The sequence below is a fragment of the Bacteroides sp. D2 genome (assembly GCF_025147085.1).
In the GTDB taxonomy this organism is placed as follows: Bacteria; Bacteroidota; Bacteroidia; order Bacteroidales; family Bacteroidaceae; genus Bacteroides.
This window is the reverse complement of sequence record NZ_CP102261.1, coordinates 2,769,257-2,785,015: the sequence shown is the minus strand read 5'-3', so window position 1 is coordinate 2,785,015 and position 15,759 is coordinate 2,769,257. Positions and strand designations below refer to the sequence as shown.

Genomic DNA, 15,759 nt, shown 5'->3' with positions numbered 1-15,759 from the left:
TGTTAGAATTTAAGATTTATACCTACATTAAATGACATGATTTGCGGATAGCTGGCAAACGAATACTGACTTTCAAGCTGTTCCGGATCAAAGAATTTCTGTGAGGAGAAGGTCAGGCAGTTATAAAGATTCGCATAAATCCTCAACTGTTTGATATTAGCCTTCTGGGTAATTCGTTGTGGCAAAGTATATCCCAATTCCACATTTTTCAGACGGATGTAACTTCCATTCCACATCCAAAAATTAGAACTTAGACGATTGATCGTTACTGATGTAAAATCCCGGACCGCAGGAAAATACCCGGGTATCCATTCAGAATTCGGATCAGTATAATCGGCACGATGCCAACGATCGCCAAAATATTCCCAAGTGTTCAAGTTAGTAGCTCCTTCCTGGAAAGCATCCATATCGAAGGCACCGATCTGGAAGTCCGACAATGCCCCTCCCTGCCAGAACATGGAGAAATCAACTCCCTTCCAGGAAAGTCCCAGATTAATACCATATACCAACTCCGGATAAGCATTTCTTCCGATAGGACGTTGATCATAATTGTCAATATAGCCATCGCCATTCCAGTCTTCATACTTTAAGTCACCCGGCAATATGGCACTGTTATTATTCGAATTATTATGCATGGGTGCATTGGCTATTTCTCCATACGACTGATAACGTCCAATACAGTTATATCCCCAACGTACGTTATTCCAATGTCCTTCAGTGTTCCATTTCCATTCGTCATAACCGCTTGTAAATCTTCCGTGCTCAATGTTCCCTTTCCGGGTTCTGGACCACGACATGTTTCCTCCGACAAAATAGTTGACTTCTCCTATTTTATATTGATGATTCAATGAGAACTCAAAACCGCGGGTGTTGTCATGGTCTAAGTTATACCAAGTAGCCAATGCTCCTGCATTATCATTGGCCTTTTGTGCCGGAAGTCCCTTACGCTGACGATAGAACACATCTGCCGATCCGCTAAGCAAGCCATTCCACAACTTAAAATCAACACCCGCATTTATCATTGACGAGGTAGCCCATGTAAAATCCGGATTAGGATTCAAGGTGGGATTTAATCCATAAATGGTGCGGTCACCAAAATTCATCGGAGTACCCGGATATTGATAGCCGCTTTGAAAATAGTATTGCTCATTATTAGCATAATATTGACTGGCAGCCGACAAGTCACCCAATTCTCCCCAGGAGGCACGAATTTTAAACTCATTCAAGACTTTCTTCAACGGGTTCATAAACTCTTCGTTTGTCAGCATCCATCCTACAGAGGCAGAGGGAAAGAAACCCCACTTATCGGCAAAATACTGGGCACCATCATATCGAAAGTTGAAATCGACAAAATACTTGGAACGGTAATCATAAGAGAAACGACCGATGAAAGAAGCCGTCCTGTATTTACGGAAAACTTCACTATTTGTCACTTGTTTATTGGCAATTCCACCCGCCATCATATCCAACACAGTAGAAGGAAATTCTCCACGAGACGTAACAGTAGAACGGTTTTCCGCATCCGAAAATTCAAAGACCAGTCCGCTGTTTATATTATGATTCCCGAACGAACGGATATAATTGATAAAACCTTGTCCGGTTATATTATAGGAAAAACCATCTTCCAAACTCAAACTTGCTTTATTGGCATTAGAGGCGGAAGCACTCTCATAATATTCCTGCGCATCCTCCCGATAGCCCATATAAACGATATTCATATTCCAGTTCTTATTCCACGAATCAGATTGCGTATATCCCATCGTAGCCTTCAAAGAAAGCCCCTCTACAAAGGGAACCTTATACTCTAAAGAAAAATCCACATTCAGATTCTTGGCTATTTTCTTGGAATATCCGGATGCCTCTTTATCCGCCAATGCCATCGGATTCACCGTACCTTCCCCACCAAAAGCATAATAGTCGTCATGCCCCGGCCACTTTACCGGAATATTCGGAGCCATATCTTTCATTTTGCGGGCTATCTCATACGAAGCGGATCTCGGATAATTCAGACTGTTAATGACAGCTCCCACTCCGACAGATAACTTCAAGTTTTTCAGTATATCCGCATCCAAATTACTACGGAAATTGAAACGATTCTTATCAGTAAAATTTGTTGACCAAATACCTCCCTGATATAAATAGCCGGCTGAAATAAAATAACTGACTTTATCTGTGCCTCCCGAAATATTGATATTGGACTGGGTGATGGGAGCGTTCTTTATCATTTCCTCATACCAATTGGTATTATAAGCATAGTCACGTGTAGCCATATCAGCGGGAGTAATTACCGCGTTCTTATCATTAATCAATTTCATATTAGCATAATATTCACCAACTAATGTCTGCCACAGCGGGGTTGATGCAGGCTGTGGATAGTTATGAGGCATTTGCAATCCGAAGCGCGTATTGATATCCAATGTCGTCGGTTTGTTTTTTCCTCCTCTTTTAGTCGTTACAAGAATAACTCCATTTGCTCCCTGCATCCCATAAACAGCGGCAGCCGATGCATCTTTCAATACGGAAACGGACTCAATTTCGGAAGGATCGATATCACTGTAATTTCTTCCCGGAATACCATCTACTACCACCAAAGCAGAACCAAAACCGCGAATTTTCAAATCGGCACCATCTGAACCCGGTTCAGCACTAGTCTGACGGGAAAAGACTCCGGACACACGCCCTGTCAACGCATTCTCCAGATTGGGGACTGTAGACTTAACTAGTTCCTGATTGTTTATAGTCGAGACGGAACTGATTAATTTCTCACGTGTACGGGTCGTATATCCTACCACAACCACTTCATCAATTGTTTTTGTATCTTCAACCAACACCACTTCTGACAGCTTATTCATTTCTTTTGCCGAATAAGTCACAGGAGCGAAACCTATATAGGAGAAAATAATCTTCGAATCATCCGAAGGCACATGAATGGAATAAGCTCCATTAAGATCACTGACGGTCCCGATATTAGTACCTTGCACTACAATACTAACTCCGGGCAACGGTTCACGAGACTGGTCGAATACCACTCCTTTTACAATAGAGCTTTGACCTTCTTTCTTCGTTTTTTCCTGCAATACTTTCTTTTTAATAGTTATCTGTTTTTTATTAATGCTATAGGTAAGCTCCATGTTAGCAAAAACTTTATCCAGAATTTGCTCTACTGTCATGTTTTTGAAACGTGCAGGAACCTTCACATCCTTATCTATCAATACGTCATAGTAGAAAAAGACATAATCACTCTTTTCTTCTATCTTCTTAAAAAGTTCCATTAGTCCCAACTCTTTATAGTCCAAAGTAATTGTTTTCTTCTGGGCATACAATTCAGTAGGAAAAGCGGATAGCAGAAACACACCCAATGCTAGAAAAAAGCATATAAAGGGCCTTCTCACACTTAGGCAAGTGTGATTCTTTTTTTGATGTTTTTCATTCATCTGTTTAAGAATTAAAATTATACTTCAATATTTTAAGGCTATTCTATTACGAATAAAACTGGCTGGTATCCTTTCCCTCTCAAAAGGATAAATTAGAGTATGGTTTTTCACATATTAATCATAGGCTATTTTTTCTTTATTGTTACTTTATAAACATTGTTTTCCTTACTTATTACCACAGGAGCCGTTTCTGTGATAGTATTCAATATCTGTTCGATCGTATCGTCCAAATTCAGTTTTCCGCTACAAGTGATTTGTTGTTGTTTATCATAATCAATTCTTACGTTATAGTATCTGGACAGTTGTTTGAGTATTCCGCCAAGCTCTGTGTTTTTAAACGATAATCGTCCCTCCTTCCACGACACATAATCCTCCACATTCACTTTATCTACCACATATTTATCAGTGGATTGCCTGAACCGGTCATTGGGTAAAATACGTACAGATTCTCCATTAGATGCTGTTACCTCCACTTTACCTGTAACCAGCACAACACTTTTCTCTACATCTTCCCGATAAGCCGAAACATTGAAAGAAGTCCCCAACACTTTTACTCCCATATCCGACGTCTTAATAATAAAAGGTTTCTCCGGATTAGGAGTCACGTCAATATATATTTCTCCATCTACATATATTTCACGCTTCTTATCCTCAAAATGTGTTGGATATAGAAGCACCGTTCCTGCATTCGCCCATATTTTCGTACCATCGCAAAGAGTGACACGGGCACGTTTGCCATACGAAACAACTAATTTATTAAATTCCCCTTCACCAGCATCTGTCGCCATTTGATCGTAAGCCAAATCCAGATTACCTTCAAAAGTTTCTTTCAACTGATCGTCAACAAAAAGCTGCGTTTTACCACTCATAAACACAGAGTCATTCACTTGCAACAAAGCTAGATAATCAATTGCCGGAGCACTTTTCCAAATAACCTCTACCGAAACAAACAGGATAAGAATAGCTGCCGCAACTGAAGCGCTCCACCATCTCATCTTATACAATCGATATTTACGTTGAGACATTTTCCGATTTTGAATGGCTTGTTCCAGTTTCAAACAAGCATTATCCACTTCTTTTGGGGGTAAAACCGGCTTTTCCCACTTTAACGCCGCCAGTCTCTCCATCGCTTCTTTTAAATACGGCTCACGATCGGGACAATCGGCAATGATTTTTCGATAATAATCTCCTTCTCCGGAATAATACCAGAAAAGAAATAAATCATCGTTCAAAAAATCAGCTGTAGTATATGATGAATATTCTTTCATTATTTATTTCAATTAAAGACCTGTTTACTATATATACGAGATTCGTATGCCTTTCATCTCCTTTTTTCAAGGAAAAAATAAATAAAAAAGCAGAGAGGTATAGGTTTACGCTCCCCGCCTTCCGTATACAATACTCTTTTTCAATTATTTAAAGTCAGAAACGCCATGCAGGTATAAGATAAGAAAAAACAGAAAATAATCTTTTGAATCCAGTTTTCTTAATTTCTCCATCGCTTTAAAGACTTGTCCGCGCACCGTTTGAATTTTCATATCCAGCATTACCGCAATCTCTTCATAAGGCATTTCCTCTATAAAATGTAAATAGACTATTTCCCGCTGATGATCTGTCAGCAAATCAAGAATTCTATTCACCCTTTTTTTCAGTAATAAGTCTTCTTCATCAGAAATAAAGCTTTCTTCAACGGATACGGATAATTTAAAACTCCTTTCCTCTTCTTCTATAGAAGATGTATCTTTCTTTGTACGCTCCCAATCAATCAGCTGATTCCTAACCGAACGCAACAAATAAAATTTTATTTTCTTCTCATCAATACACAGGCGCTCATTGAAATACAATTTTAGATATACTTCTTGAATTGCATCTTTCACATCTTCGGTATTGAACCCCAAACTCACTCCATAAGCATACAAATCTTGATAGTAGAATTTGTAAAGTGCAATAAATTGCATATCCCCTTCCTGAACAGATTGATGATTTGATTCCCAGAACTTCATTTTGATATTTTCGATATTTTCAGCAGTTCATTAAACTTTCAATTAACAGATTGGCACAAAGATAATAAGCTTTCGGACTTTATTCGTTCATTATTTAAAAAACTTGCCAGGTTTCCCGTCACTTTAACTGGCATCTTATTTTTCCACACAAAAATGAATCAAGCATACGGTTGAAAGGTATTGCCAAAAATTCTCCATCAAGATACTATCGTTATTTCTTTCTCTGCCTAATATTATTAATCTCATTGCTTATTATTACTTCGTTCTACTATAGTTACTCTTGCGTTCCACTATAGTTATCCGTAAGGGACACTATAGTTATTCTTGCGGAACACTATAGTGGAACGAAGTAACAGTAACTAACGAAGTAACTCCGAATAGGCAAGCAATTATAAAAAAATAGCTGAATGAATCATTTGCCATAATAGTACATTCTTACGCAGCTACATTCTGTATATAACCATGCAAAAAACAGCTTCTTCCACTCAAACTTTTTATCATACCTATATATTATCGGGAACTTCGACCTTTAACTAAAATTATTACGGAAAAATTTCTTTAATTAGGATTATCGTTGTAATTTTGTCGCGCTAAAAGATAAAACAAATTATCAACTTTTTAAATATATAGTATTATGTCAAAAGTAACCGTAGTAGGCGCAGGTAACGTAGGTGCTACATGTGCAAATGTACTTGCTTTTAATGAAGTAGCAGACGAAGTAGTAATGCTGGACGTTAAAGAAGGCGTTTCAGAAGGTAAAGCAATGGATATGATGCAGACAGCTCAATTGTTGGGTTTCGACACTACATTGGTAGGCTGCACGAACGACTATGCTCAAACTGCTAACTCTGACGTTGTTGTGATTACTTCAGGTATTCCTCGTAAACCGGGTATGACTCGTGAAGAATTGATTGGTGTGAACGCTGGTATCGTTAAATCGGTAGCAGAAAACCTGTTGAAATATTCTCCTAACGCTATCATCGTTGTTATCTCTAACCCGATGGATACAATGACTTATTTGGCATTGAAAGCTTTGGGCTTGCCGAAAAACCGTGTGATCGGTATGGGTGGTGCTTTGGATAGCTCTCGTTTCAAATATTTCTTGTCTCAAGCTATCGGTTGCAACGCTAACGAAGTAGAAGGTATGGTTATCGGTGGTCACGGTGATACTACTATGATTCCTTTGACTCGTTTCGCTACTTACAAAGGTATGCCTGTAGCTAATTTCATCTCTGCAGAAAAGCTTGAAGAAGTTGCTGCTGCTACTATGGTAGGTGGTGCTACGCTGACTAAATTGCTGGGTACTTCTGCATGGTATGCACCGGGTGCAGCAGGAGCATTCGTAGTTGAATCTATCCTTCACGACCAAAAGAAGATGGTTCCTTGTTCTGTATTATTGGAAGGTGAATACGGCGAATCAGATCTTTGCATCGGTGTTCCTGTAATCCTTGGCAAGAACGGTATCGAAAAGATCGTTGAACTGAACCTGAACGAAGACGAAAAAGCTAAGTTCGCAGCTAGCGCAAAAGCTGTTCACGGAACTAACGCTGCTTTGAAAGAAGTAGGTGCTCTGTAATTAAAATCCCCTTACTTTATATATCAAGAAAGGCTGTTCCTCGCCATGAGGAATAGCCTTCTTTCTTTTCAACAGAATCCATCCCCACTATATTTCTAAAAAAAGCTAATTCGTTTTGAGTTCTCACAGAAAGCACATACATTTGCATCGTTGTTTATGCAATTATTATTTAAGTAAACAAGTACAAAAAAACAGACTACTTTAATAAACAAATTGCATAAGAACAGGGTTATTTAAAATAGAAGTACCACCTTATTAATATGCAAGATGCGATGAAAAAAGTTTTTCTTCTGACATTTCTGTTAAGTTTCACTTTTACAGTAAAAGCGCAGAGCTTTCTAAGTCTGGATAGTTGCCGCGCATTAGCTCTTGCCAACAACAAAGATTTGTTGATAAGCAATGAAAAAATAAGTGCGGCTCATTATCAACGGAAAGCTGCATTTACAAATTATTTGCCTAATTTCTCGGCAACGGGAGCTTACATGAGGAACCAGAAAGAGTTTTCATTATTAAACAATGACCAGAAAGCCGCGCTTTCAGGGTTAGGAACGAATCTGGCTGGCCCCATCCAACAAGCTGCAACCGAGATTGCAACAGCACATCCTGACTTGGCACCACTTATTTCTTCCTTAAGTGGAAAATTAGGAGCGGTGCTGCCCGCCCTCGATCAAGCGGGAAACTCTTTAGTGGATGCACTCCGTACAGACACCCGAAATGTCTATGCAGGTGCCATTACATTGACACAACCTTTATACATGGGCGGGAAAATCCGGGCGTACAACAAAATAACAAAGTATGCCGAAGAGTTGGCTCAAGAACAACATCACGGCGGTATGCAGGAAGTAATCATGAGTACGGACCAAGCCTATTGGCAAGTCATTTCACTGGTTAATAAGAAGAAGTTGGCGGAAGGTTATCTAAAGCTTCTGCAACAGCTGGACAGCGATGTAGAGAAAATGATTAATGAAGGAGTAGCCACCAAAGCGGATGGTTTGTCTGTACGCGTCAAGGTAAATGAAGCCGAAATGACACTGACTAAAGTGGAAGACGGATTGAGTCTTGCGCGAATGTTGCTGTGTCAACTATGTGGTATTGATCTTAGTTCTCCCATCACACTGGCAGACGAAAATATGGAAGACATTCCATTACTGACAACGGACCCTCATTTCGATCTATCCACCGCTTATGAGAATCGTCCGGAGATACGTAGCCTCGAATTGGCAACGCAGATTTATAAACAGAAAGTAAATGTAACCCGTGCGGAGCATCTTCCATCCATCGCATTGATGGGGAATTATATGGTAACCAATCCCTCAGTTTTCAACAGCTTTGAAAACAAGTTCAAAGGTATGTGGAATGTGGGAGTTATGGTACAGATACCTATATGGCACTGGGGAGAAGGTATTTATAAAACCAGAGCGGCAAAAGCCGAAGCTCGTATTGCACAGTACCAACTTCAGGATGCTCGTGAAAAAATAGAGTTGCAGGTCAATCAGGCTGCATTCAAGGTAAAAGAAGCTGGTAAGAAACTGGTAATGTCTTCTAAAAACATGGAAAAAGCGGAAGAAAATCTACGCTATGCAACACTTGGTTTTAAAGAAGGAGTGATTGCCACCAGCAATGTTCTTGAAGCACAAACAGCATGGTTGTCTGCTCATTCAGAAAAGATTGACGCGCAAATAGATGTGAAGCTAACGGAAATCTATCTGAAGAAGTCTTTGGGAACGCTGAAATAAATAAGATTCGGAAAAATAAAGTTAAGAACCCAATCAGAAACAACCCAATCTCTAACCAACTCACAATCTATAAATCACAATCCATAAATCATAATTCATAAATCATATGGCACCTATAAAATCACAAAACAGCAATATGCTTCTTGCATTCCTTACTCTGTTGGGAGTTATTGCAATCGTTGCAGTCGTCGGTTTCTTCATGCTCCGCAAGGGTCCTGAAATTATACAGGGACAGGCTGAAGTTACCGAATATCGCGTTTCAAGTAAAGTTCCGGGACGTATACTGGAATTTCGCGTGAAAGAAGGCCAAAGTGTCAATGCCGGGGATACGCTGGCCATTTTGGAAGCTCCTGACGTGGTAGCAAAAATGGAACAGGCACGTGCTGCTGAAGCTGCCGCACAGGCACAAAACGCAAAAGCAATCAAAGGCGCGCGTGAGGAACAAATCCAGGCGGCATACGAAATGTGGCAAAAAGCCCAGGCAGGCGTTACCATTGCCGAGAAATCATATCAACGCATCAAGAATCTCTACGAACAGGGAGTGATGCCTGCACAGAAGCTGGATGAAGTGACTGCGCAACGGGACGCAAGTATTGCAACAGAGAAAGCTGCCAAAGCACAATATACCATGGCGAAGAATGGAGCGGAACGTGAAGATAAGATGGCTGCGGAAGCTTTGGTAAACCGGGCGAAAGGAGCTGTTGCCGAAGTTGAATCGTATATTAAGGAGACTTATCTCATTGCTCCGGCTGCCGGGGAAGTTTCTGAAATATTCCCGAAGGTAGGCGAATTGGTTGGTACCGGTGCTCCTATCATGAATATTGCTGAACTCAACGATATGTGGGTAACATTCAATGTACGCGAAGATTTGCTCAAGAACCTGACGATGGGGTCGGAGTTCGAAGCTATCATTCCTGCTCTGGATAATAAAAAGATCCAGCTCAAAGTATATTATCTGAAAGACTTAGGCACTTATGCTGCCTGGAAAGCAACCAAAACGACCGGACAATTTGATCTGAAAACATTCGAGGTGAAAGCTTCTCCGGTAGAGAAAGTGGAAAATCTCCGTCCGGGTATGTCTGTTATCATTGACAAGTAACCATGAAAGAGAGAGAAAAGAAATATATAGCTTTGTGGCAGGTTATGCAAAGAGAGTGCCGGCGATTGGTATCACGCCCGCTCTATCTCTTCTGTATGGTCATTGCCCCGCTGTTTTGTTATATATTCTTCACCACTTTAATGGATTCGGGGCTTCCCAAGGATCTTCCTGCGGGAGTGGTGGACATGGATGATTCGTCTACTTCCCGTAATATTGTCCGCAATCTGGATGCTTTTTCGCAGACAGGGGTTGTAGCTCATTACAGCAATGTAACAGATGCACGTATTGCCATGCAGGAGGGAAAAATCTACGGCTTCTTCTATCTCCCCAAGGGTTTATCGGCAGAGGCACAAAGCCAACGGCAGCCAACGATCTCTTTCTATACCAATTACTCATACCTGATTGCAGGCTCTCTATTGTTCAGGGATATGAAAATGATGGGAGAACTCACCTCCGGAGCTGCAGCCCGGACGATGCTGTATGCCAAAGGTGCGACAGAGGATCAGGCTATGGCTTATCTGCAACCGATCGTAATTGATACACACCCACTAAATAATCCGTGGCTGAATTATTCGGTATACTTATGTAATACACTGATACCGGGAGTACTCATGCTATTAATATTTATGGTTACCGTTTATTCAATCGGTGTGGAAATCAAGGATCGCACTGCCCGCGAATGGCTACGAATGAGTAACAACTCCATTTACATTGCATTGGCAGGAAAACTGCTTCCCCACACAATAGTCTTTTTCATTATGGGTATATTTTATAATGTATACCTGTATGGATTTCTGCATTTTCCTTGCAACAGCGGCATATTCCCGATGATATTCGCCACACTGTGTCTCGTACTGGCATCTCAATGTTGTGGTATTGTTATGATAGGAACTCTGCCGACTCTACGACTCGGATTAAGTTTTGCCTCCCTGTGGGGAGTCATATCGTTCTCCATTTCCGGATTTTCATTCCCGGTCATGGCTATGCACCCTGTTCTACAGGCTTTGAGTAATCTATTCCCGTTGCGGCATTATTTCCTGATTTACGTCGATCAAGCACTCAACGGATATAGTATGGCTTACTCATGGACCAACTATATGGCACTATTAATATTTATGATGCTCCCCTTCTTTGTGGTTCATCGCCTGAAGGAAGCATTGGTTTACTATAAATATATACCCTAAATGAAAGATATAAAATTAAAAGACAAGATAGCCCAAGGCATCAATGACCTGTTTTATATCTGGAAGCGGGAGTTTCAGACAACTTTCCGCGACCAGGGGGTGCTGATATTTTTCATACTCGTCCCATTAGGTTATCCGTTGTTGTATAGTTTCATTTATGACAACGAAGTAGTGCGTGAAGTTCCTGCCGTTGTTGTAGACGATTCACATTCATCTCTTAGTCGTGAATATCTCCGTAAGGTAGATGCCACACCCGATATTCAAATCGTCTCTTACTGTGCTGATATGGAAGAAGCCAAACAAATGCTAAAGAACCGGCGTGCGTATGGTATCATTTATATCCCTTCGGATTTCAGCGACAATATTGCCAAAGGAAAACAGACACAAGTCAGTATCTATTGCGACATGAGCGGATTGTTATACTATAAATCGATGCTTCTTGCCAACACTGCCGTTTCTCTGGATATGAACAGGGATATCAAAATTGCACGTAGCGGAAACACGACCGACCGTCAGGATGAAATCACTGCTTATCCGATAGAATATGAAGAAATCTCCATCTTCAACCCCACTGCCGGGTTCGCCGCTTTCCTGATTCCTGCTGTATTGGTATTGATTATCCAACAGACATTATTGCTCGGCATCGGTCTCGCTGCAGGAACTGCTCGTGAGAACAACAGGTTTAAGGATCTTGTACCTATTAACCGTCACTACAACGGAACGTTACGAATCGTATTAGGAAAAGGATTGAGTTATTTCCTGGTTTATATATTGGTAGCTTTCTACGTACTTTATGTAGTTCCAAGATTGTTTAGCCTCAACCAAATTGGGCAACCCAGTTCATTAATATTATTCGTTGTCCCCTATCTTGCGGCTTGTATTTTCTTTGCGATGACAGCTTCTATTGCCATTCGTAACCGGGAAACGTGTATGCTGATTTTTGTATTCACATCAGTCCCCCTGTTATTTATTTCAGGAATTTCCTGGCCGGGAGCAGCTATTCCTCCGTTTTGGAAGTATGTATCCTACATCTTCCCCTCAACGTTTGGAATTAATGGCTTTGTAAAAATCAACAATATGGGAGCCACTCTTAGTGAAGTAGCTTTTGAATATAAAGCTTTATGGCTACAAGCTGGTATTTATTTCCTAACCACTTGTTGGGTATACCGCTGGCAAATACTGATGAGTCGCAAACATGCAATAGAGAGATACAAAGAATTAAAAGAGAAAGCAAACTTATCCAAGCAGATAAGTGATTAATGAGTAAGAATTACAAGAGAGAGAATTAACGGTGTATCCTTTCAATGGGATATGCCGTTTTTCTTTTTATTAATAAGGATATAAAAAAATCCCCCGTTCCAAGAGAGTATAGAACGAGGGATTTTAGAGATATTATAAAGAGAGTATAATAAGTTTAGAACTTGTAACCTACGCCAATAGAGAAGTTCATGTTCTTCGAAGAACCCTCATCACCTAATTTAGCCAAACCAAATTCACCAGTCAGGTCAACGAAAAATTTGTTAATTTCATAAGCAACGCCTACGCCAATACCTGCATCAAATCTCTTCATACCCATTTGATCCTCTCCATCACCGAAAAGATCGACTTTTTCAGACTCTCCACCAGCAGAAAATTTTGCCTTACCAGCAATTCCATAAGCAAAATAAGGACCTGCTTTTACTACGATATTCTGATTATCAGCAATAGCAAAGCTAGCAGCAGCCATAATCGGCAATTCCAAATACATCGGATTGTATGTTACGTCTACACCTTCTTCACTAACTTTAGCACCTTTAGTAGTAAACATCAATGATGGACGAATAGACCACATATCAGAAAATGCATATTCCATTCCTACCCCAGCTTGAAAACCAATCTTCATATCCATTTCAGAATCAGTGATGTTACTCATGTTCATTCCTACTTTGGCATTCCAAGACATCTGAGAATAAGAAACGATAGAAACAAGTGCAAATAGCACAAAAATCAAACCTTTTTTCATATCATTCATTTTTTAGTTTGCCTTCCTCTTCCCTTTGGTTGGCATTGTTAGTTAATAGTTCTGTTTGAAGTGTGGGGAATTATTCGCAACCGATTAAAGTATTGAAACACACCCTTCCGTATTTAACGTATGTTTTGTAGCCGCAAATATATTTCATTTATTTTATATAAAAAAATCCTTGATAGTCTATTTTTTGCATAAAGGTTATTAAAGAGTGACTATATAGAAAAAAATAATGTTCATCCGGTCTTTTTTTATGCTTAAATAATTTCCGAATAACAATGCAATTAAAATATTCTTGCAAGATTTATACATTTACAATTATTAACCGACTAGCTATTGCTCGTTTACGAAATATTCGTAGATTTGCGAAGTATTCGTAATTAAACAACATCTCCATGGAAAAGTTAACTATACAAGAAGAAGAAGTAATGATCTACATTTGGGAGTTACAATGCTGTTTCGTAAAAGACATTGTTGCAAAGTATACGCAACCGGCACCTCCTTATACCACAGTAGCATCTATCGTAAAAAACCTCGAGCGGAAAGGATATGTCACACCGAAACGTGTGGGTAATACCTACCAATATACTCCTGCCATTCGCGAAAATGAATATAAACGCCATTTTATGAGTGGCGTAGTTCGTAACTACTTTGAGAACTCTTACAAAGAAATGGTTTCTTTCTTTGCCAAAGACCAGAAAATTTCGACCGATGATCTCAAAGATATTATCGAACTCATTGAAAAAGGAAAAGAAAATTAATAGAAAACATTCATCACCATGACTCCGGAACTAGCTTATTTTCTAAAGATAAATGTAGCGATAGCTCTGTTCTATGCATTCTATCGGTTGTTTTTCCATAAAGACACCTTCTTCCATTGGCGTAGGATGGCTTTGCTATGTTTCTTTGCCATCTCCATGCTTTATCCTTTACTGAATATTCAGGGATGGATAAAAGCTCACGAACCAATGGTGGCAATGGCAGATCTTTATGCAACCATCATCCTTCCGGAGCAAGTAGTTACTCCTTTACAAGAGCCTGTAATGAACTGGCAAGAGTTTATCATGCAGCTCGCGAAAGTTATCTATTGGAGCGGAATGTTATTACTAGCCACACGTTTCTTCGTACAACTGGGCAGCATCATCCGGTTACACTTCCAATGCTCAAAAAGCAAGATACAAGGAGTTCGCATACATCTATTAAAGAAAGAAACCGGCCCTTTTTCTTTCTTCCACTGGATATTCATACACCCACAATCACATACGGAATCTGAAATCAGTGAAATTATTACTCATGAAGAGACCCACGCCCGTCAATACCATTCGGTAGACGTGCTTATCAGCGAGATAATGTGTATCTTTTGCTGGTTCAATCCATTTATCTGGCTGATGAAACGGGAAGTCAGAGGAAACCTCGAATACATGGCAGATCACCGTGTATTAGAGACGGGGCATGATAGTAAATCATACCAGTATCATTTGTTGGGACTGGCACATCACAAGGCTGCAGCAAATTTATCAAATAGTTTCAATGTTTTACCACTCAAAAATCGTATTAAAATGATGAATAAACGAAGAACGAAAGAAATAGGAAGGACAAAATATCTGATGTTTCTTCCCTTGGCTGCTATCTTAATGATTGTCAGTAACATCGAAATGGTAGCACGTACCACTGAAAAATTTGCCAAAGAAATGATGGGACAAGCAACAGAAGAAGTTGCCATGCAAGCTGAAACTACGGATATTCCGGAACTTCCTACAGAAGATATTCAAGGAACTACACTTCCACGGGATAAGCAAGAAAAGGAAATGGCGGAAACTCAAATCAAAAGTGTACCAGATTCCGTTGTCTTCCAGGTTGTAGAAGAAATGCCGGATTTTCCGGGAGGAGTACAGGCACTGATGGACTACTTATCGAAGAACGTCAGATATCCGGCTGAAGCACATGCAATCGGTGCACAAGGACGTGTGATTGTAAGCTTTACTGTTAAAAAGGACGGAAGTATAGCCGATACGAAAGTGGAGCGAAGTGTCAATCCGTATCTCGACAAGGAAGCCATGCGTGTAATTGCCGCCATGCCCAAATGGAAACCCGGTAAACAAAGAGGGGAAGCAGTGAACGTGAAATTTACAGTTCCTGTTGCTTTCCGACTATCCGGTCCTGAACTTCCCAAAGCAGAAGAAGTAAAGCAGTCCGATATGGATGAAGTAGTGGTGGTGGGCTATGCTGCAAAAGATGATCCAACTCCAGAGGGAGGCAGTGTAAAAGGAGAAAATGAAGATGAAGTATTCACCATGGTAGAAGCAATGCCTAAATTTCCGGGAGGACAAGCCGGTCTGTTCCAATATCTGGCTAGAAGCATCAAATATCCCGTCATCGCTCAAAAAAGTAAGGAGCAAGGCAGAGTCATCATACAGATGGTTATTAGTAAAGACGGAAGTTTGTCGAATATCAAAGTCTTACGCAGTGTATCTCCGTCACTGGATGCAGAGGCCGTACGCGTAGTGGGTAATATGCCTAAATGGGAACCAGGAATGCAAAAAGGACAACCTGTTTCTGTCAAGTATACCATTCCTATCGTATTCAGGTTACAGTAATTTCTCCCCCCGGTGCCGCTCCCTTCCTCATCAGTGAGGACCGGGGCGTTCATCGGTGGGAAAACACCCTTCTCCCCGGTACCGGACGTATCTTTCTCCAGTACCAAAAAATCATTTCTTTTTTA

Annotated in this window: 11 protein-coding genes; 7 read left to right on the top strand and 4 right to left on the bottom strand. The window is 40.3% G+C overall.

Translation table 11 applies throughout. The annotated features are described in order from the left end of the window. Positions 1-2: 2 nt before the first annotated feature. The 3 genes from NQ505_RS09715 to NQ505_RS09705 all read right to left on the bottom strand — a co-directional run bounded on the left by NQ505_RS09715 (position 3) and on the right by NQ505_RS09705 (position 5,437). Complete coding sequence (locus tag NQ505_RS09715; protein WP_232293039.1) at positions 3-3,272, bottom strand: TonB-dependent receptor; 3,270 nt, start codon at positions 3,270-3,272, stop codon at positions 3-5. A gap of 287 nt (positions 3,273-3,559) precedes the next feature. Next, positions 3,560-4,702 (bottom strand): FecR family protein, encoded by a 1,143-nt coding sequence (locus NQ505_RS09710; protein ID WP_009000273.1) that lies wholly within the window; start codon positions 4,700-4,702, stop codon positions 3,560-3,562. Between the two features lie 144 nt (positions 4,703-4,846). Continuing rightward, positions 4,847-5,437: an RNA polymerase sigma factor gene (locus tag NQ505_RS09705; RefSeq protein WP_009000272.1), complete on the bottom strand. Its 591-nt coding sequence runs from the start codon at positions 5,435-5,437 to the stop codon at positions 4,847-4,849. A 634-nt stretch (positions 5,438-6,071) separates the two neighbouring features. On the opposite strand from NQ505_RS09705, the gene mdh reads away from it, so the two are divergent. The 5 genes from mdh (at position 6,072) to NQ505_RS09680 (ending at position 12,292) form a co-directional block, all read left to right on the top strand. Continuing rightward, positions 6,072-7,013: a malate dehydrogenase gene (gene mdh / locus NQ505_RS09700; protein ID WP_004297234.1), complete on the top strand. Its 942-nt coding sequence runs from the start codon at positions 6,072-6,074 to the stop codon at positions 7,011-7,013. A 272-nt stretch (positions 7,014-7,285) separates the two neighbouring features. Next, entirely contained in the window at positions 7,286-8,749 is a 1,464-nt protein-coding gene (locus NQ505_RS09695) for a TolC family protein (RefSeq protein ID WP_004305509.1), read from the top strand. 106 nt (positions 8,750-8,855) lie between these two features. After that, entirely contained in the window at positions 8,856-9,848 is a 993-nt protein-coding gene (locus NQ505_RS09690) for an HlyD family secretion protein (protein WP_004297231.1), read from the top strand. 2 nt (positions 9,849-9,850) lie between these two features. Then, complete coding sequence (locus tag NQ505_RS09685; RefSeq protein WP_004297230.1) at positions 9,851-11,032, top strand: ABC transporter permease; 1,182 nt, start codon at positions 9,851-9,853, stop codon at positions 11,030-11,032. Then, positions 11,033-12,292 (top strand): ABC transporter permease, encoded by a 1,260-nt coding sequence (locus tag NQ505_RS09680; protein WP_004297229.1) that lies wholly within the window; start codon positions 11,033-11,035, stop codon positions 12,290-12,292. Positions 12,293-12,446: 154 nt separating this feature from the next. On the opposite strand, the gene NQ505_RS09675 is transcribed toward NQ505_RS09680, so the two are convergent. Next, the gene (locus tag NQ505_RS09675; protein WP_009000271.1) at positions 12,447-13,034 is read right to left on the bottom strand and encodes a porin family protein; all 588 of its coding nucleotides are present in this window, start codon (positions 13,032-13,034) and stop codon (positions 12,447-12,449) included. Positions 13,035-13,432: 398 nt separating this feature from the next. On the opposite strand from NQ505_RS09675, the gene NQ505_RS09670 reads away from it, so the two are divergent. Beyond that, entirely contained in the window at positions 13,433-13,798 is a 366-nt protein-coding gene (locus NQ505_RS09670; RefSeq protein ID WP_004305524.1) for a BlaI/MecI/CopY family transcriptional regulator, read from the top strand. An 18-nt stretch (positions 13,799-13,816) separates the two neighbouring features. Next, positions 13,817-15,634 (top strand): M56 family metallopeptidase, encoded by a 1,818-nt coding sequence (locus NQ505_RS09665; protein ID WP_009000270.1) that lies wholly within the window; start codon positions 13,817-13,819, stop codon positions 15,632-15,634. The last annotated feature ends 125 nt before the right edge of the window (positions 15,635-15,759 follow it).